Source organism: Methylomicrobium lacus LW14 (assembly GCF_000527095.1).
Lineage (GTDB): Bacteria > Pseudomonadota > Gammaproteobacteria > Methylococcales > Methylomonadaceae > Methylomicrobium > Methylomicrobium lacus.
On sequence record NZ_AZUN01000001.1, the window covers coordinates 3,366,157 to 3,383,474 of the forward strand.

General features: G+C 59.3%; 16 protein-coding genes and 1 other RNA gene. 10 read left to right on the forward strand and 7 right to left on the reverse strand.

The features are described 5' to 3' along the window. Together METLA_RS0115645 and METLA_RS0115650 are read right to left on the reverse strand one after the other, a co-directional pair. Positions 1 to 2,484: an ABC transporter permease gene (locus METLA_RS0115645; RefSeq protein ID WP_024299442.1), complete on the reverse strand. Its 2,484-nt coding sequence runs from the start codon at positions 2,482 to 2,484 to the stop codon at positions 1 to 3. After that, positions 2,472 to 3,143, reverse strand: a complete 672-nt coding sequence (locus tag METLA_RS0115650) for an ABC transporter ATP-binding protein (RefSeq protein ID WP_245598813.1) — start codon at positions 3,141 to 3,143, stop codon at positions 2,472 to 2,474. Before METLA_RS0115650 ends, METLA_RS0115645 begins: the two co-directional genes overlap by 13 nt. A 25-nt stretch (positions 3,144 to 3,168) precedes the next feature. Between METLA_RS0115650 and METLA_RS0115655 the strand changes: the two genes are divergently transcribed. Together METLA_RS0115655 and METLA_RS0115660 are read left to right on the forward strand one after the other, a co-directional pair. Continuing rightward, on the forward strand, positions 3,169 to 3,795 hold the full coding sequence (locus METLA_RS0115655; RefSeq protein ID WP_024299444.1) for an arylesterase: 627 nt from the start codon (positions 3,169 to 3,171) through the stop codon (positions 3,793 to 3,795). A gap of 3 nt (positions 3,796 to 3,798) precedes the next feature. Beyond that, positions 3,799 to 4,227 (forward strand): GlcG/HbpS family heme-binding protein, encoded by a 429-nt coding sequence (locus METLA_RS0115660; RefSeq protein ID WP_024299445.1) that lies wholly within the window; start codon positions 3,799 to 3,801, stop codon positions 4,225 to 4,227. Between the two features lie 135 nt (positions 4,228 to 4,362). Here the strand turns inward: METLA_RS0115660 and ssrS are convergent. The 3 genes from ssrS to METLA_RS0115670 form a co-directional block, all read right to left on the reverse strand. Beyond that, a non-coding RNA gene (gene ssrS / locus METLA_RS22145) (6S RNA) lies at positions 4,363 to 4,542 on the reverse strand. A gap of 21 nt (positions 4,543 to 4,563) precedes the next feature. Next, the gene (locus METLA_RS0115665; RefSeq protein ID WP_024299446.1) at positions 4,564 to 4,866 is read right to left on the reverse strand and encodes a cell division protein ZapA; all 303 of its coding nucleotides are present in this window, start codon (positions 4,864 to 4,866) and stop codon (positions 4,564 to 4,566) included. Beyond that, a complete protein-coding gene (locus METLA_RS0115670) occupies positions 4,863 to 5,087 on the reverse strand; it encodes a TIGR02449 family protein (RefSeq protein ID WP_024299447.1) in 225 nt (74 codons plus the stop codon). The genes METLA_RS0115665 and METLA_RS0115670 overlap by 4 nt, the downstream gene beginning before the upstream one ends. A gap of 277 nt (positions 5,088 to 5,364) precedes the next feature. On the opposite strand from METLA_RS0115670, the gene METLA_RS0115675 reads away from it, so the two are divergent. From METLA_RS0115675 to METLA_RS0115695, 5 genes are all read left to right on the forward strand, one after another. Then, entirely contained in the window at positions 5,365 to 5,889 is a 525-nt protein-coding gene (locus METLA_RS0115675; RefSeq protein WP_024299448.1) for a UPF0149 family protein, read from the forward strand. A 15-nt stretch (positions 5,890 to 5,904) separates the two neighbouring features. After that, complete coding sequence (gene pepP / locus METLA_RS0115680) at positions 5,905 to 7,215, forward strand: Xaa-Pro aminopeptidase (RefSeq protein ID WP_024299449.1); 1,311 nt, start codon at positions 5,905 to 5,907, stop codon at positions 7,213 to 7,215. Beyond that, positions 7,215 to 8,426, forward strand: a complete 1,212-nt coding sequence (gene ubiH / locus METLA_RS0115685; protein WP_024299450.1) for a 2-octaprenyl-6-methoxyphenyl hydroxylase — start codon at positions 7,215 to 7,217, stop codon at positions 8,424 to 8,426. The genes pepP and ubiH overlap by 1 nt, the downstream gene beginning before the upstream one ends. Before the next feature lie 5 nt (positions 8,427 to 8,431). After that, positions 8,432 to 9,652 (forward strand): UbiH/UbiF/VisC/COQ6 family ubiquinone biosynthesis hydroxylase, encoded by a 1,221-nt coding sequence (locus tag METLA_RS0115690; RefSeq protein ID WP_024299451.1) that lies wholly within the window; start codon positions 8,432 to 8,434, stop codon positions 9,650 to 9,652. Between the two features lie 151 nt (positions 9,653 to 9,803). Beyond that, positions 9,804 to 10,322 carry a hypothetical protein gene (locus METLA_RS0115695; RefSeq protein WP_024299452.1) on the forward strand — a complete coding sequence of 173 codons (519 nt, stop codon included), beginning with the start codon at positions 9,804 to 9,806 and terminating at the stop codon, positions 10,320 to 10,322. Between the two features lie 131 nt (positions 10,323 to 10,453). Here METLA_RS0115695 and METLA_RS0115700 read toward each other — a convergent pair whose 3' ends face one another. Further along, positions 10,454 to 11,803 carry a sigma-54-dependent transcriptional regulator gene (locus METLA_RS0115700; protein ID WP_024299453.1) on the reverse strand — a complete coding sequence of 450 codons (1,350 nt, stop codon included), beginning with the start codon at positions 11,801 to 11,803 and terminating at the stop codon, positions 10,454 to 10,456. A gap of 3 nt (positions 11,804 to 11,806) precedes the next feature. Next, positions 11,807 to 13,429 (reverse strand): two-component system sensor histidine kinase NtrB, encoded by a 1,623-nt coding sequence (locus METLA_RS0115705; RefSeq protein ID WP_024299454.1) that lies wholly within the window; start codon positions 13,427 to 13,429, stop codon positions 11,807 to 11,809. Positions 13,430 to 13,555: 126 nt separating this feature from the next. On the opposite strand from METLA_RS0115705, the gene sucC reads away from it, so the two are divergent. The 3 genes from sucC (at position 13,556) to METLA_RS0115720 (ending at position 17,317) form a co-directional block, all read left to right on the forward strand. Then, complete coding sequence (sucC, locus tag METLA_RS0115710) at positions 13,556 to 14,725, forward strand: ADP-forming succinate--CoA ligase subunit beta (protein WP_024299455.1); 1,170 nt, start codon at positions 13,556 to 13,558, stop codon at positions 14,723 to 14,725. Next, a complete protein-coding gene (gene sucD / locus METLA_RS0115715; RefSeq protein ID WP_024299456.1) occupies positions 14,722 to 15,597 on the forward strand; it encodes a succinate--CoA ligase subunit alpha in 876 nt (291 codons plus the stop codon). The genes sucC and sucD overlap by 4 nt, the downstream gene beginning before the upstream one ends. Before the next feature lie 103 nt (positions 15,598 to 15,700). Then, complete coding sequence (locus METLA_RS0115720; protein WP_024299457.1) at positions 15,701 to 17,317, forward strand: NAD+ synthase; 1,617 nt, start codon at positions 15,701 to 15,703, stop codon at positions 17,315 to 17,317. The last annotated feature ends 1 nt before the right edge of the window (position 17,318 follow it).

Here is a 17,318-nt window from a genome sequence, read left to right on the forward strand (position 1 = left end):
TTATAACTCTCTTAATACCCGTAGCGGCGGTTTGTTGGTTACCCGCCGCAGCCCCCAGAGTCCCGATAAGACGACGACAGTCGCGCTAAGCCACGGGGCGGTCAGCCATAATTCCAGGTGCGGATGAAACGGGATGTGCATGACCTGCCGGTAAAGGGCATAACTGAGCAATTCCGCGATCAGCACACCGGTCAACCCTGAGATGGCGCCGAGGCAAAAAAATTCAATGGCCTGAATTTTTCTGAGGAACGCGCGCGAGGCGCCGAAGGTTCGGAGCAGCGCGTTTTCATGGATGCGTTGATCCAGCGAACTGTACACCGCCGCGAACAAGACCGTCAATGCGGCCAGCAAGGCCAGATAAAACAGATAATTGACGGCCTGAGTCAATTGCCGGAACACGGTCTGCAATTGCCGCAGAATCCGGTCGACTTCGAGGATCGACATGCCCGGAAATTCTTTCGCCAGCGCGTTCAACGCGTTTTTATTCGTCTCATCCAGATAAAAACTGGTCATCAGCGTATGCGGGTAGGCTTCGAGCGTGCCGGGAGAGAAAATCATGTAAAAGTTCGGTTTCATCGATTCCCAGCGCAGCGCCCGCAGATTGGCGACCGTCGCCACGAACTGCTGGCCGCCGCTGCTGAAGGTCAGGCGGTCACCCAATTTGATTTTCAGGCTGTCCGCGAGCTTCTGTTCGACCGATACCAAACCCGGCGCGGCTTGATTCCACCAGGAGCCGGCCTCGATCGTGTTTTCTTCCGGCAGCTCCAGGCTCCAGGTCAGGTTCAACTCGCGGTGCGTGGCGCGCTCGCCCTGCGAATCCTTGGTGACGATCTGTTGCACCGGCGTTTGGTTGATATGTGTCAGTCTGCCCCTGACGAGTGGATAAAACGGGCTGCTCTGGATGCCCTTGTCCTGCAAGGACTGTTTAAAATGTGTCAGCTGATCCGGAAAAATATTCAGCGCAAAATGATTCGGCGCCTTTTCCGGCAGTTGTTCACGCCAGGTGTCGATCAATTCATTGCGAATGATCAAACTTAACAAAATCGCCGCCAGCGTGACGCCGAACGCGAGGATCTGGCCGATGCTCGCGCGCGGCTCGCGCAAAATGCCCTGCCAGCCGAAACGCCAGCTCAACGGCATGCGGGGCTGTGCTTTCCGAATCGCGGACAGCAAGCCAAGGATCAGCAAGGCGAGCAGCAGCAAAGCGCCGAGCGTGACGCCTGTGACGATCGCGGTCATTTGGGCGTCGCCGGTGTAGCGCCAGACCAGGGCGCAGATGAGCGTCAGCGCCAGTCCGTAAACCAGCCAGGCGCTGCTCGGCAAGGGTTCCAGTTCGTGACGCAGTACCCTGAGCGGCGGCACCTGTTTCAGGCGCAGGATCGGCGGCAGCGCAAAGCCGAACAAAATCGTCAGGCCGGTGCAGACGCCGAACACGAGCGCCATGAGGCCCGGCTGCGGCAGTTGCGCGGGCAGCAGCGAGCGCAACAACAGGAATAAGCCCTCCTGCAGCAGCCAGCCGAGACCGCAGCCCAGGGCGCCGACCACCACGCCGAGTACCGCGAATTGCGCGCAATAGAGCCTGAGTATTTCGCGCTGCGTGCAGCCGAGGCAACGGAGCAGGGCGGACGCATCGAAATGGCGTTCGCTGTAGCGCCGCGCCGCCATCGCGATCGCGACGCCGGCGATGATCACCACGATGATGCTCGATAGACCTAAAAACTGTTCCGCGCGCGTCAACGCCGAACCGAGTTCGGGCCGGTCTTCGTGAATGTCCAGGAGGCGCTGCGACGGATTCAGTTGCGGCTTCACGAAACTCCGGAAGGAAGTCAAGGCTTGCTCATCGCCGCTGAATTGAAAGAAGCGATGCACATGGCTGCCGGGCTGGATCACCTGGGTCGCTTCGAGGTCGTTCGCGTTGATCATCACCCTGGGCGAAAAACTGTAAAAACCGCCCTGCTGATCCGGCTCATAGGTCAGAATCCGGGTGATCCTGAGTTTTTTCTCGCCGACTGCCAAGGGATCGCCGAAATTCAGTTTCAACGCGGACAGGATGCGCCGCTCGACCCAGGCTTCGCCGCTTTCAGGGCCGTGACTGACGACCGTTTCGGCGGGATGTTCGGCATCGGCGATTTTCAACTGGCCGCGTAGCGGGTAGGCGGCGCTGACCGCCTTTACGCTGGCCAGCAGCAGTTCGCTGTTTTCGATCAACATGCTCGAAAATTCGGTCTTCTGCGCCTCTTGCAGCCCGAGTTGCCGGGCCTTGGCCAGCCAGTCGGCAGGAATCGGATCGGCGCTTTCGATAACCAGGTCGGCTGCCAGAAATTCGGCGGTTTGCGTGGTCATCGCGCGCTGCAGGCGATCGGCAAACAGCGATGCGGTGGTCAGGCCGGTCACCGCGATCAGCAGAGCCAGCGTCAGCAGCGTCAATTCGCCGGAGCGGCTCTCGCGCCCGAGCAGGCGCAGGGCGAGTCTCAATCGGTGCATGTTTGTCTCCCGGCAGCGAGCTTGATCGTGCGTTCGCAGCGCTCGGCCAGCGCCGCATCGTGAGTCACCAACAGCAGTGTGGTGCGGTTTTCCCGGTTCAGTTCAAACAACAGATCGATCACGGTCGCGCCGGTCTGGCTGTCGAGGTTGCCGGTCGGCTCGTCCGCAAACAGGATCTTCGGACGGGTCGCAAACGCCCGCGCCAGCGCCACGCGCTGCTGCTCGCCGCCGGAAAGCTGCTTCGGCGTATGCGTCAAGCGCCCGGCCAGACCGACCCGGCCGAGCCATTCGCGCGCCTCGGTCTCGGCAGAGTCATCGCCTTTCAGTTCGAGCGGCAGCATCACGTTTTCGAGCGCGGTCAGGCCGGGCAGCAGTTGAAACGACTGGAACATGAAACCGATCAATTCGTTACGCAAGAGGGCGCGGCCGTCTTCGTCCAGTTGGGTCAGCGAACGGCCGGCCAGCCGGATCGAGCCCGAGCTGGGTGTGTCGAGCCCTGCCAGAAGGCCGATCAGGGTCGATTTGCCGGAGCCGGACTCGCCGGTGATCGCGACGCTTTCGCCTGCCTTGATGCGCAGATCGATCGCCGACAGGATGTGCAAAACGCCCTCCGAAGTCGTCACCGATTTACTCAGATTTTCTGTTACGATAATGTCCATTATGGATTCGTTGTGCGGGTTATTCATGTTCTTAAGATTATGCGGGTTGTTTTGTGCGGTATTGTTTTCAGTCAGTGTACGGGCCGAAACGGTCCTGGTGTTGGGCGACAGCATCAGCGCCGCTTACGGCATCGAGGTCGAGCAGGGCTGGGTGCAGGTGCTGGCGGCAAAGTTGCGAGAGGCCGGCAGTAAGGCACAGGTCCGGAATGAAAGCATCAGCGGCGAAACCAGCGCCGGCGGCCTCGCCCGCATCGATCACATCCTGAACGCGCAAAAGCCGGCCGTCATGATCATCGAACTCGGCGCGAATGACGGCTTGCGCGGCCTGTCTCCGGCCGAGCTGAAGCACAACTTGGCCGAAATGATCCGCCACAGTCAGGCCCACGGCGCCAAGGTGCTATTGCTCAGCATGACCATTCCGCCGAATTACGGTAAACGCTATATTGATATGATTTATAATGTGTACCATGAATTATCGCGGGAAATGGCGGTGCCGGCGATTCCGTTCATCCTTGACGACATCGCTCTGGTCAAGGAGCTGATGCAGCCGGACGGACTGCACCCGAATGCGAAAGCCCAGCCGCTGATTGCGGACAAGATTTGGCGGCACTTATTGCCTTTACTAACCCCATCATCAAAAAAAAGAGATTGAAGGATGCACATACTGACGTTGGAAAAAGCCAACCTGATTATACAGACTGCGATAGCGAAGGCCAGAGAATTGAAAATGGCGCCGTTGACCGTGGTGGTGCTTGACTCTGCCGGACACTTGAAAGCGTTGCAGCGCGAAGACGGCGCCAGCATGATTCGGCAGGAAATCGCGACCGCGAAAGCCTGGGGCGCGGTCAGCATGGGCGTTTCTTCGCGAAGCCTGGCCGGTGTCGCGGTGCAGCGGCCGGATTTCATGAATTCGCTGATCACGCTGTCGCACGGCAAGGTGATGCCGGTGCCGGGCGGCGTGCTGATCCGCGACAAGGATAATCAATTGGTCGGAGCGGTCGGCATCAGCGGCGATGTCTCCGATCAGGACGAACGCTGCGCAATCGCGGGAATCGAAGCGGCAGGGTTTGTGGCCGGAGTGTAGAGCCTTTCGGAATGAACTCTGAAGTAAAGCGGCGCTGACTGGCGGTGGAAGGGGGCGGCGCCGGCCTCCGATTTGCCGAAAGATCGGACAGTCCGGTGATCGATGCCGCTTGCATCGCAAGCGGGGAAGGGTAATGCATCTCCCGCCTGCGCCGTAATGTATTATCGTCCTTGAACCGATGGTTCAAGTGGAGGCTGGATCGGTAAATCAGGCTTCCCGAAAAGTACGGGCATGCTCACCATTGCCGGATGTTCGCCCCCGGGGTAAATATAGGTTCAGGAAACACCCAATACATTTCGAACGCTGCAGGAGATACAGGACTGTATTCTAGCGCGTTTATCGATTTTCTAAAACGTTTTCTATTTTTTGGACCATGCCGGCCAGTGTGTCGCCGAGGTCCGCGGGCAGGATAACGTTTTGATTTTTCAATGAAGACAGCTCGTGCACCAGATTCAATGCGGCCATCACTGCGATCCGGTCCGGGCCGTTGACCTTTCCCGAGTCGCGGATCAGCCGCATTTGTTTATCCAATAGCTGAGCCGAATCGATCAGATTCTGGCGCTCCTGCGCCTCACAGGCGATTTTATATTCCTTGCCCATGATGTTCAGTACGACCGCTTCCCGTTTGGCCGCGTTCATGAACCGTGCTCCATGGCTTTCAGACGGGAAATCATCGCTTCGACGCGGATTCTGGCCTGCGTGGTTTTTTCGATCAGTTTGGCTTTTTCTTTCACCAAGGCTTCCTGTTTGATCTTCAACGAATGATTCTCGTTTTTGAGCGCATTGTATTGTTCGATCAGCAAGTCCAGCTTTTCTTCGAGCTCTTTCAATTCGAGTGGTTGATTGGAGTTTGTATTCATCGTCGTCTGAACTTGGCGTTATGATTGTAAAGAGATGTTTTACCTGCTGTGCATCAACGCAAAATGCTTTCTGCTAAAATGACGCACATCAATCAGCTGCCGCTAGCGTCTGACATTATACACAGTTTGGGCGGGTATCGGTAACAGGCGCGCGCTTCGAAAACCGGGCATTTTCGACATGTCCGGAAGCTGGAAAAAATGTTAGGGGCTGCGCATTTGTCGTCATCAGCGGCTTTTCGGTGGTAGCATAAAGGTATTCATTCAGTTTAGGCGCATTATGACCTATCAGCATATCGACAGTTTCTTTAGGCACAACGACGGCGTCAGCTCGGCCGCGGAGGCGCACGGTCTGGCGACCGGCATGTTGTGCGTGAACGGCCAAACGCCAAGCAATGCCTGGATCAAGCAATTGATTGAAGGGGAGGCGCCGATCGGCGGTGACCAGGCGCGGATGCTTGCCCGCTTGTTTGAGGAAACCCAGGCGTCGCTCGAAAGCGACGACTATGACTTCGAACCGTTCCTGCCCGACGAGGATGACGTGCCGCTCTCCGAGCAGATCGCCGCGCTGAGCGACTGGTGCCAGGGCTTCTTGTTCGGCTTCGGCGCCTTGTATCAGGACGGCGCGCAATCCGAGCAGGCCAAGGAAATCCTCAGGGATATCGCCGAATTCACCAAGCTGGACCCGGACGCGGCGGGCGAGGAAGACGAAGTCGCGTTCATGGAAGTCAGCGAATATTTACGCACCGCGGTCTTATTGTTGCGCGCCGAATTCGCCTCGAAAGGGCGCGCCAGGATTCATTAAACGGCAAAACACAGCATGAAACAAAGCGAATTTAAAAAACGACGCAAACAATTGATGCAGCGCGTCGGCAAGGGCAATATCGCGCTGATCGGCAGCGCGGCGGAACGCGTGCGCAACCGCGATGTGCATTACCCGTACCGGCAGGACAGTGATTTTTATTATCTGACCGGCTTCAATGAGCCGGAGGCGCTGGCGGTGTTCATTCCCGGCCGCGAACAGGGCGAATACATCCTGTTCTGCCGCGAATACGACGAAACCAAGGCGCTTTGGGAAGGCGCCCATGCAGGGCTCGAAGGCGCGGTCAAGCATTACGAGGCCGACGATTCGTTTCCGATCGACGATCTGGATGAGATCCTGCCCGGCTTGCTCGAAAACAAGGGCAAAGTGTTTTATCCGATGGGCCGCGATCCGGAGCTCGATCACAGCCTCTTGGAATGGATCAATCATCTGCGCGGCCAGTCCAGACGCGGCGTGTCGGCGCCGGGCGAGTTGGTCACGCTCGAACACATCCTGCACGAGATGCGCCTGTTCAAGAGCCCTGCCGAGCTGAAACTGATGCGGCGCGCCGCCGAAGTGTCCGCGCATGCGCATGCGCGGGCGATGCAGGTCTGCAAGCCCGGCATGCACGAATACCAGATCGAGGCCGAATTGCTGTACCAGTTTTATCAGGGCGGTTTGCGCCATGTCGCCTATCCGAGCATCGTCGCCGGCGGCAAGAACGCCTGCGTGCTGCACTACACCGAGAACAAGGATGTGCTGCATAAAGGCGATTTGCTGCTGATCGACGCGGGCGCGGAGTGCGATCATTACGCGGCCGACATTACCCGCACCTTTCCGGTATCGGGGCGTTTTTCCGAGCCGCAGAAACAGCTTTATCAGCTGGTGCTCGATGCGCAGTCCTCTGCGCTCGAACAGGTCAAGCCGGGCCTGCCCTGGAATGCGGCGCACGATGCGGCGGTCGAAACGATCACCCAGGGCCTGGTTGAACTCGGCATCCTGAAAGGCAAGGTCAAAAAACTGATCAAGGATGAAAAATATAAACCGTTTTTCATGCACCGGATCGGCCACTGGCTCGGCATGGACGTACACGATGTCGGCGACTACAAGGTCGATCAGGAATGGCGCCTCTTGGAGCCGGGCATGGTGCTGACCGTCGAGCCGGGGCTCTACATTCCCGCCGATTACGACAAGGTCGAGGAAAAATGGCGCGGCATCGGCATCCGTATCGAAGACGACATTCTGGTCACCGCAAACGGTTATGAATGCCTGACTGCCGCGGTGCCGAAATCGATCGAGGAGATCGAAGCCTTGATGCAGGCCGTCTGATGCAGCAGGACTATGATTTGTTGATCGCCGGCGGCGGGCTGGCCGGTAATTGTCTGGCGCTGGCGTTGAAGGATTCGGGCCTCAGGCTCGCGATCATCGAGGCAAATACGCGTGCGCAGCAACAGGGGGCCGCGGCCGGCGACCGCGCGCTGGCGCTGGCCGCCGGCACGGTCACGATGCTCGACGCCTTGGGCGCCTGGCAAGGCATCAAGCAGGTCGCGACGCCGATCAAAACGATTCACGTGTCCGATCGCGGCCATTTTGGTAAAACCCGGCTGTCGGCCGAACAGGAAAACGTCGAAGCCCTGGGCTATGTGATCAGCGCGCGCGATCTCGAAGGCCATGTCGCCGCTTGCGTCGAAGCGGCGCAGATCGAACAGCTTTGTCCGGCGCGGGTCGCGGGCCTCTATTCCGGCAGCGATCAGATCTGCGTCAGCCTGAAGCTCGGCGAGGAGCCGGCGACCGCTTCCGCGAAACTGTTGGTCGGCGCGGACGGCGGCCTGTCCTCGGTGCGGAAGCTCCTCGACATCGGGCAGCAGGTCAGCGACTACGGTCAGACCGCGCTGGTCACCACGGTCAAATCATCCAGGCCCAATCATTTTACCGCCTATGAGCGTTTTACTGCTTCGGGGCCTTTGGCGTTATTGCCGGTCGGCGAACGGCATTCGGCGGTGGTCTGGACGCGAAGCCAGGAAGAAGCCGAATCGCTGCTGTCCGTAAATGAGGCCGATTTTATCGCCGAATTGCAAAGCTGCTTCGGCTACCGGCTCGGCGAATTGACGCTGGCCGCGCCGCGCCGCGCATTCCCGCTGACGCTGATCCGCGCCGAACGGATGGTCGAAGGGCGCGCGGTGATCATCGGCAATGCGGCGCATCAACTGCATCCGGTCGCTGGGCAAGGCTTCAATCTTGGCCTGCGTGACGTGACCGCCCTGGCCGAAACGCTGCTTGGTCAACACGCGCAAGGCGGCGACATCGGCGATCCTGTGCTATTGAAAGCCTATGCCGAGTCGCGGCGTCAGGATCATGAGCGCACGATCCGTTTTACCGATCAACTGATCCACATTTTCTCGAACGAATGGCTGCCGCTGGCGGCGGCCCGGAATGCCGGCTTATGCCTGCTCGACCACATTCCGGCGGCCAAATCATTGCTGTCCCGGCATGCGATGGGGCTGTCCGGCCGGCTGCCGCGTCTTGGCGCAAGGAGATAAAGCGGATGAACGAACGTTACGAAGTGATCGTGGTCGGCGGCGGCATGGTCGGCGCGGCGGTGGCCTGCGCACTGGCGCTCGGCGGCGTGCGGGTGGCGCTGCTCGACAAGGCCGAGCCGCCGCGACAGTGGCCTCCCGAGCCGCTCGACATCCGCGTGTCCGCGTTGACCCGCGCCTCCCGGCTGATGTTGGAGCAACTCGGTGTCTGGCCCGGCATGGCGCGGCGCGGCGTATCCGCTTATCGCGAAATGCGGGTCTTCGATGCGCGTGCGGGCGGCGAACTGCATTTCGACTGCGCGGATACCGAATATAACGAGCTTGGCCATATCGTCGAAAACCGGGTCACGGTCGCCGCGTTGTGGGACGTGCTCGACAGTCTCGATAGCGTGGATTGCATCACGCCGGCCAAAGTCGCCGGCATCGAGACGGATACTGAAGGCGTGCGTCTCCGCCTCGACGATGGGCGAATCTTTGCGGCCGATCTGGTGATCGCGGCCGACGGCCACGATTCGGCCTTGCGTAAGATGGCCGGCATCGGCGTGACCGGCTGGGACTATGGCCAGCATGGCCTGGTCGCGACGGTGACCACCGAGCTGAGCCATAGAGCCACGGCCTGGCAGCGCTTTCTGGACGAAGGCCCGCTGGCTTTGCTGCCGCTCGCGAACGGCCAATGTTCGATCGTCTGGACCTTGCGTTCGGAGACGGCCAAGGTCCATCTGGCCTTGCCGGATGTGGATTTTCTGCAAGCGCTGGAGCAGGCATCCAATGGCCTGCTCGGCAAAATGCTTGCGGTCGGCCCGCGCGCGGCCTTTCCGTTGCGCTTCCAATACGCGAACTGCTATACCGCCGATCACCTCGCGCTGGTCGGCGATGCGGCCCATGTGATGCATCCTCTGGCCGGGCAGGGCGCGAATGCAGGCCTTTTGGATGCGGCCGCGATCGCCGAGATCATACTGGAAACCCGGCGCGAGCAGCGGGCGTTAGCGGGACGCGGCTTGCTGCGCCGTTACGAACGCTGGCGCAAGGGCGACAATCTGATCATGATGGGCAGCATGGATGTGCTGAATAAAACCTTCGGCATCCAGAGTCGCGAAGTGGCCGGCCTGCGTTCGGCAGGTATGAGCTGGGTCAACCGGTCCGAGTTATTGAGGAACTACTTCAACCGTTACGCGATGGGACTGCGCGACGATTTGCCGTCTCTCGCGCAGGGCAAGCCCTGCTGGTAGCGGTGATTATTTTGACTCTGAAGGTTTACCAGGTTGACTCGCTTCTGGTATATTCGGCAAATGGGAAAACGGCGGGCCGGAACACCGTAGGCTCTTAACGATAATAATGATGACCGGTATATCAATTCAATAATTTAGAGGGGGTTTCGTCATGACTGAAGGGTTGTTTATTCTGACTGTGATTTTTGCGGCTTATGTCGTTTATCAGGTAATGAACGAGAAAAAAACCAACGCGAAGCCCTCTGTCGGCGAGGCGAAGCCTGCTGCGGACACCGCGCCCGCGCCGCAGCCGCAAGCCGCGGTCAAACCGGCCGCCGCGCCGGCACCGCAACCTGCGGTTAAGCAGGCCGCTGCTTCCGCGCCTAAGCCGCAACCGCAACCTCCGGTTAAACAGCAAGCCGCCCCCAAGCCTGCCGCTCCGGCACCGAAGCCCGCTGCCGCACCAGCCCCCGAAGCTGCCGCGAAGTCCGGCCTGAAAAACCCGGAAACCGGCGAGGTGACTGCCGCCTTCACGAACTACCGTTTCGCCAAGCGCTGGATCAAGGAAGCGCTGGTCGCCGAAGGCTTGCTGGATAAAGTCTACAAGAACAACGAACTGGACGCCGACGCCGAAGCCAAGATCAAGGATGCGGTCGCCAAGCTCGAAGCGCTGCCCAAATACCGGGCCTGATTCATCGCCGGCAGTGAAGAATGGGCTGATTAAAGCCCATTCCGAGAGGCTGCTGCGTCAGTTTTCTAAAAGTCCCTACGGATTGATCTAGTCTTCGAGAGTTAGATCGCTATCCTCGCTCCATTCGCGTCTCAAGTATCCAAATCGAGCTTTTTCAGCCGATACCGGAACGAGCGGAAAGACAGTCCCAGTTGTTTGGCGGCCGCCGTTTTATTCCATTTGTTTTCTTTGAGCGCTTGCAGAATCGCTTTTCTTTCGATCGCTTCCAAATAATCCTCAAGCGAGCCCTGGTACGGGTCGTAGCCGTGTTCCTGGGCAGGATTCTGCGCCGGAATGCCGACCGGCAGATTCAGGTCGTCCTCTTCGATGCAGTTGCCGTCATACAGCGCCAGCGCTCTTTCTAGGATGTTTTCGAGTTCGCGGATATTGCCCGGAAAGCGGTAGCGCTGCAGCGCGGCGATTGCCGCGGGCGAAATGGCCGGTTTGCTCGCCTGCGCCTGCGCGGACAGTTTGATTAGGATATGATCGACCAGCGCGGGCACGTCATCTATGCGTTCGCGCAGCGGCGGCACATTCAGGTCGATCACATTGATCCGGTAAAACAGGTCTTGCCGGAAACTGCCGTTCTGCACCATGTCGGCCAGATTCCGGTGGGTCGCGCTCAAGAGGCGCACATCGACCGGGATTTCCTGTTGTTCGCCGACCGGGCGGATCTTCTTCTCCTGAATCGCCCGGAGCAGTTTGACTTGCAGCGAGGCCGGCAGATCGGCGATTTCGTCGAGAAACAGCGTGCCGCCGTCCGCGGCCTGAAACAGTCCTTTTTTGTCGCCGACCGCGCCGGTAAAGCTGCCTTTCTTATGACCGAAGAATTCGCTTTCCATCAGTTCGTGCGGAATCGCGCCGCAGTTGATCGCGACGAAGGGCTTGTCTCCGCGGGTGCTCAGCTGGTGTATCAGGCGCGCGACCAGTTCCTTGCCCGCGCCCGATTCGCCGTAAATATAGACCGGTGCCTGGCTGCGCGCGAGCTTGGTGATTTTGGAGCGGATCTCGCGCATCGCCTGCGAGTCGCCGAGCAGGGTATGGCGCGTGCGCCTGTCTTTGACCGGCGCTTGTTCGGCGAATTTGAGCGCGTTGCCGACCAGTTGCCTGAGCGTCAGCAGATCGACCGGCTTGGAGACGAAATCGAAAGCGCCTTTTTTCATCGCGGTGATCGCGGTATCCATGTTGCCGTGCGCGGTAATCACCGCGATCGGGAACGGCGTCCTGGAGGTCTGTATCAGCTCGACCAGTTCGAGGCCGTCGCCGTCGGGCAATCTCAAATCGGTCAGACACAGGTCGAAGGTGCGTTCCTGCAATAATTTTTTGGCTTGGCTGAGCGTGCCCGCGCTGCGAGTTTCGATACCCATCCGGGTTAGCGTGATTTCGAGTAATTCGATGATGTCGGGCTCGTCATCGACGATCAAGGCAAAGGGATTTTTCATGGATTAGTTGAATGATTTGTCGGCGTCGCTTAGATAAAGCCGGAAGCTGCTGCGCTGGCTTTCGGTGAAATAATAGCCCAACTTGGCCTGATTTAATTCGGCCAGTTCCTTGCAGATGAAAAGGCCGAGTCCGGTGCCCTTGTTCGAGGTGGTGAAAAAAGGTTCGAAAAGATGGCTCAGATGCTCGCGCTCGATGCCCGGCCCGTTATCGATCACTTCGATGCAGGGCGACTTTTGCGCCATGAAGCCGCGCAGGATGATCGGTCCTTGTTCAGGGCTGCCGTAGGTCAGCGCGTTTCGGCATAGGTTGTCGAGGATCTGTTTCAAATGGCCGGGGTCGATGAACGCGGTGAGCGAGCCCTGGTCGAATTGCAGATTGAAGGCCTTCGGCTCGATCATCTGTTCGAGCATAAAAGTTTCCAGATAATGCGCGAGCCAGGGTTTCAGTTGTATTTTTTCCCGGCGCGAGGCCTGGCGCCGGGAAAGCTGCAGGATGTCCTCGATGATCTGATTGACGCGGGCGGAGTTGGACTGGATGATCTGAGTCAGGCGCCTGTCCTGCGACGAAAAGTCCGGATTTTCGGAGAGCAATTGCCCGGCATGGCTGATTGCGCCAAGCGGATTGCGGATTTCATGCGCGATGCTGGCGGTCAGCCGCCCCAGTGACGCCAGTTTGCTTTGTTGTACATGCTGGTTGTACAGCGCGATGTCTTCCAGGATCAGCATATAGAAGGAACGGCCTCCGGTCGGCAACAGCATGAAGCGGATGCGGATCTCGGTTTGATTGGCCAGCGTCAGCAGCGACTGGTCCAGATCTTTATTGTGCAGCCAGTCACTGAAGTCCTCGGCCAGACGGACCGAAATATCGCACAGTTGCGCAGGTTTTTTCGGCAGATTCAGCATTTTCAATGCCGCGGTATTCGCCAACTGCACGTTTTGCTTTCTGTTGGTGATGATGATGCCGGTTTGCAGGTGCTGGATGATATAGTGGTTCAGTTCTTCCAGGTTCGCGATCGTTTGTTGATGCTGCTCCGCCAGTTTCAACAGGCTTTCGCTGCGTTTCGCGAGCACATAAGACAACAGCGCGATGGTCAAGAAGGCGGCACCGAGCATCCCGGCGTAGGTATAAGAGGTCGTTGCGAAACTGTCGGTGAGATCCGCATAAATTTCATCGGCCAATACCAACAAACTGGCGATGGCGGCAAAGAACATCGCACAGCGCCCGCCGATCGTCACGCCGCCCGAGGCAACCGAGACGGCCAGCAAGATGCCGATGCCGCTTTTGATGCCGCCCGAGGCATGCATGATCAGGGTCAGCAGGAGGATGTCGGAAAACAGCAGGAATTGCGCCTGGAAACTGTAGGAGGCCAAGCGGAAGCGGAGCAGGAATCCCGAGGCCAGAGTCAGCAACAGATAGACTTCACTGCAGTAGTGGAACAATTGGTCGTTCAGTGAGCCGAGCAGCGAAGGTGTGACGCGGCCGTAATACATCGAGATGAAGAGACAGGCGAGGACAAGGCGGTAAACGAAATAGACCTTCAAGAGCAGCCAGGCCTGTGCTTCGGGAATGCCGTAGCCTTTCGAAAACGGACAGGGATGGATGATGCTTTGATTATTTTCCGGCATGTCGACTAATCTTGATGCTGTTTACCCGGTAATTTATTAGAATATTCGCCAGCCACTAAGCATAGCATTGCTGCGGGCAATCTTGCGAAAAATACCCAACCGTAACCCCGCTTCATCGGAGCATCAATGAATATTCACGAATATCAGGCTAAACAGCTGTTTCGCAGCTACGGCATCCCGGCACCCGACGGCAAGCCGGCGGCGTCTCCGCAAGAAGCCGAGCGCGCGGCCAGGGAGCTCGGCGGCGAGGGCTGGGTCGTCAAGGCTCAGGTGCATGCGGGCGGACGCGGCAAGGCGGGCGGCGTCAAACTGACAAAAACGATCGAGGAGGTCGCAGGCCTGAGCCGCGCGCTGCTCGGAAAGCGCCTGGTGACGCAGCAGACCGACAGCCTCGGCTTGCCGGTGCACAAATTGCTGATCGAAAAAAACTACCCGATCAAACGCGAGCTGTATCTGAGCCTGCTCGTTGACCGGGGCAGCGAACGGATGGTGTTTATCGCCTCCGCGGCGGGCGGCATGGACATCGAAACGGTCGCGCACGAAGCCCCCGAGAAGATCATCTCTATCCTGATCCATCCGGCCGCCGGCCTGCAAGCCAATCAATGCCGGCAAATCGCCTATGCGTTGGGCTTGAAGGGGCAGCAAATCAAGGCGCTGACCGTTATCATGCAGGGCATGTACAACCTGTTTCTGGACAAGGATGCCAGCCAGATCGAAATCAATCCGTTGATCGAAACCGAAGACGGCGAACTGCTCGCGCTGGATGCGAAGATCAACTTCGACGACAACGCGGTCGCCGCGCATCCGGACATCTTGGCGCTCCGGGACGCCGAGCAGGAGGACGCGAAGGAAAACAAGGCCCAGCAATACGGGCTGAACTATATCACCCTCGACGGCACGATCGGCTGCATGGTCAACGGCGCCGGCCTCGCGATGGCGACGATGGATCTGGTCAAGCTGAAGGGCGGGACGCCGGCCAATTTTCTTGACGTCGGCGGCGGCACCAATGTCGAAAAGGTCTGCGAGGCGTTCAAGCTGATTCTTTCCGACCGCAACGTGAAGGCGGTGCTGGTCAATATCTTCGGCGGCATCGTGCAGTGCGACATCATCGCGAGCGGCATCCTGGCCGCGATCAAGCAGGTGCATGTCGCGGTGCCGGTCGTGGTGCGACTCGAAGGCACCAATGCCGAACAGGGCCGCGCATTGTTGAACAATACCGGACTCAATTTATATGCCGCCGACGATTTGACGCACGCGGCGGAACAGGTCGTAGCGCTGGCGGAGGCCGCAGCATGAGCATCTTGATCGACAAAAATACCAAAGTGATTTGCCAGGGTTTTACCGGTAAACAGGGCACTTTCCATTCGCAGCAGGCGCTCGAATACGGCACTCAGCTGGTCGGCGGCGTGACGCCGGAGCGCGGCGGCGATGAGCATCTGGGTCTGCCGGTGTTCAATACGGTACACGAGGCCGTCAACGCGACCGGCGCCGATGCGAGCGTGATCTATGTGCCGCCGTTCTACGCGGCCGACGCGATTCTCGAAGCGGTCGATGCCGGCATCAAACTGATCGTCTGCATCACCGAGGGCATCCCGACCCTGCACATGCTGCGCGTGAAGGCCGCGATGGCCGGCACCGGCGCGCTGCTGGTCGGCCCGAACTGCCCCGGCGTGATCACGCCGGGGCAATGCAAGATCGGCATCATGCCCGGTAAGATTCATATGCCGGGCTCGATCGGCATCGTCTCGCGCTCCGGCACGCTGACCTATGAATCGGTGCACCAGACGACGCATCAGGGCCTCGGCCAAAGCACCTGCGTCGGCATCGGCGGCGATCCGATCCACGGCATGAACTTCGTCGACGTGTTGAGCCGTTTCCAGGAGGACGAGCAGACCCAAGGCATCGTGATGGTCGGTGAAATCGGCGGCGGCGAGGAAGAAGATGCGGCCGACTATATCAAGGCGCACGTGACCAAACCGGTGGTCGCCTACATCGCCGGCCAAACCGCGCCTCCCGGCAAACGCATGGGCCATGCCGGCGCGATCGTGACCGGCGGCAAGGGCACCGCGGAAGGCAAGATTGCGGCGTTGAAAGCGGCGGGTGTCGAGGTGGTCAGTTCGCCGACCGACATCGGCGCGGCGATCAAGGCCTGTTTGTCCAGTCAGTGATCGGATTGCCTTTTTTAACGATACTGCTTTTGCTGCATGCAGCCGTCATTGCGCCATACCGGCGTGATGACGACTGTTGTCGTCCTACTTGAATAACCTCCGCATGACTCTGAAGATAGCCCTCGCCCAAACCAATTTCCTGGTCGGCGACATCGCCGCCAACGTGCAAAACATCATCCAGAACGCCCGGCAGGCGCAGCAACTCGGCGCGGATCTGGTCGTGTTTCCCGAGTTGACCGTGACCGGTTATCCGGCCGAGGATTTGCTGCTGCGGCAAGATTTCATCATCGCGGCGAATGATGCGCTTGATCAATTGGCAACGCTGTTGCCCGAGGCCATTGCGGTGGTGATCGGTTTCCCGGAACGGGACGGCGGCAGGCTTTACAACAGCGCGGCCGTGCTCCACCAGGGCAAGGTGTTGGCCGTTTACCGGAAGCGCGCGCTGCCGAATTACGGCGTCTTCGACGAGCAGCGTTATTTTACCGCCGGCGATAAGCCCTGCGTGTTCCCGTTCAAAAGCGCGATGATCGGCCTGACCATTTGCGAGGATGTCTGGCATCCCGGCATCATCGATGCGAACAAGCGCGAAGGCGCCAATTTGCTGTTGACCCTGAATGCCTCGCCGTTCAACGCGGGCAAGAGCCAGCAGCGCGAGGCGGTGATCTGCACTCAAGTCAAGGCCGCCGAAATTCCGCTGGTGTATGTGAATCAGATCGGCGGTCAGGATGAGTTGATCTTCGACGGCGCGTCCTTCGTGGTCGATGCGCGCGGCGAGGTCGTGTTCCGGGCCGAAGAGTTCAAGGAGCAGATCGGCGTGGTCGAGTTTGCGGACCTGAAGCCGATCAAATCGTTTTGCGCGCCGCTCTACACGCCGGTCGCGAGCGAATATCAGGCGCTGGTGCTCGGGATTCGCGATTATGTGCGCAAGAACGGTTTCAAGGGCGCGCTGCTCGGCCTGTCCGGCGGCATCGACTCGGCGCTGGTGCTGGCGCTCGCGGTCGATGCGCTCGGCGCGGACAAGGTAGAGGCGGTGCTGATGCCGTCGCGTTATACGCAGGCGATGAGCATCGAGGATGCGGTCTGGGAGGCCGATGCGCTTGGCGTCAAACACCATACCATTCCGATCGATACGGCGGTCGCCGCATTCAGCGGCCTCTTGGCGGACATTTTCGCCGGCACGAAGCAGGACACGACCGAGGAAAACATCCAGGCGCGCTGCCGCGGCGTGATTCTGATGGCGATTTCGAACAAGCAGGGCAAGCTGCTCCTGACGACCGGCAACAAGAGCGAGATGAGCGTCGGTTATGCGACCCTGTACGGCGACATGGCCGGCGGCTTCGCGCCGATCAAGGACGTGCCGAAGCTCTTGGTTTACCGCTTGACGCGCTACCGGAACGGGCTGTCATTCGTGATTCCGGAACGGGTCCTGACCCGGCCGCCTTCGGCCGAACTGGCGCCCGATCAGGTCGATCAGGATTCCTTGCCGCCCTATGAGGTGCTCGATCCGATTCTCGAACGCTATGTCGAACTGGATCAATCGGCCGAAGAAATCATCGCGGCAGGATACCGGCGCGAGGATGTCGCGAGGGCGATCGGCCTGGTCGACCGGAATGAATATAAGCGCCGCCAGTCGCCGCCCTGCATCAGGATCACCGAGCGGGCATTCGGCCGCGACCGGCGTTATCCGATTACCTCCGGCTATCGGGGAATGAAGGGGTAGG

Excerpts from the sequence above, each read along its gene's own strand:
- METLA_RS0115700 (WP_024299453.1), bottom strand. The coding sequence starts at position 11,803 with ATGAAAAATCCCTTTGCCTTGATCGTCGATGACGAGCCCGACATCATC.
- METLA_RS0115665 (WP_024299446.1), bottom strand. The coding sequence starts at position 4,866 with ATGAACGCGGCCAAACGGGAAGCGGTCGTACTGAACATCATGGGCAAG.
- ubiH (WP_024299450.1), top strand. The coding sequence starts at position 7,215 with ATGCAGCAGGACTATGATTTGTTGATCGCCGGCGGCGGGCTGGCCGGT.
- METLA_RS0115675 (WP_024299448.1), top strand. The coding sequence starts at position 5,365 with ATGACCTATCAGCATATCGACAGTTTCTTTAGGCACAACGACGGCGTC.
- METLA_RS0115720 (WP_024299457.1), top strand. The coding sequence starts at position 15,701 with ATGACTCTGAAGATAGCCCTCGCCCAAACCAATTTCCTGGTCGGCGAC.
- METLA_RS0115655 (WP_024299444.1), top strand. The coding sequence starts at position 3,169 with ATGTTCTTAAGATTATGCGGGTTGTTTTGTGCGGTATTGTTTTCAGTC.
- sucD (WP_024299456.1), top strand. The coding sequence starts at position 14,722 with ATGAGCATCTTGATCGACAAAAATACCAAAGTGATTTGCCAGGGTTTT.
- METLA_RS0115690 (WP_024299451.1), top strand. The coding sequence starts at position 8,432 with ATGAACGAACGTTACGAAGTGATCGTGGTCGGCGGCGGCATGGTCGGC.
- METLA_RS0115670 (WP_024299447.1), bottom strand. The coding sequence starts at position 5,087 with ATGAATACAAACTCCAATCAACCACTCGAATTGAAAGAGCTCGAAGAA.
- METLA_RS0115660 (WP_024299445.1), top strand. The coding sequence starts at position 3,799 with ATGCACATACTGACGTTGGAAAAAGCCAACCTGATTATACAGACTGCG.
- METLA_RS0115645 (WP_024299442.1), bottom strand. The coding sequence starts at position 2,484 with ATGCACCGATTGAGACTCGCCCTGCGCCTGCTCGGGCGCGAGAGCCGC.
- sucC (WP_024299455.1), top strand. The coding sequence starts at position 13,556 with ATGAATATTCACGAATATCAGGCTAAACAGCTGTTTCGCAGCTACGGC.
- METLA_RS0115705 (WP_024299454.1), bottom strand. The coding sequence starts at position 13,429 with ATGCCGGAAAATAATCAAAGCATCATCCATCCCTGTCCGTTTTCGAAA.
- METLA_RS0115695 (WP_024299452.1), top strand. The coding sequence starts at position 9,804 with ATGACTGAAGGGTTGTTTATTCTGACTGTGATTTTTGCGGCTTATGTC.
- METLA_RS0115650 (WP_245598813.1), bottom strand. The coding sequence starts at position 3,143 with ATGGACATTATCGTAACAGAAAATCTGAGTAAATCGGTGACGACTTCG.
- pepP (WP_024299449.1), top strand. The coding sequence starts at position 5,905 with ATGAAACAAAGCGAATTTAAAAAACGACGCAAACAATTGATGCAGCGC.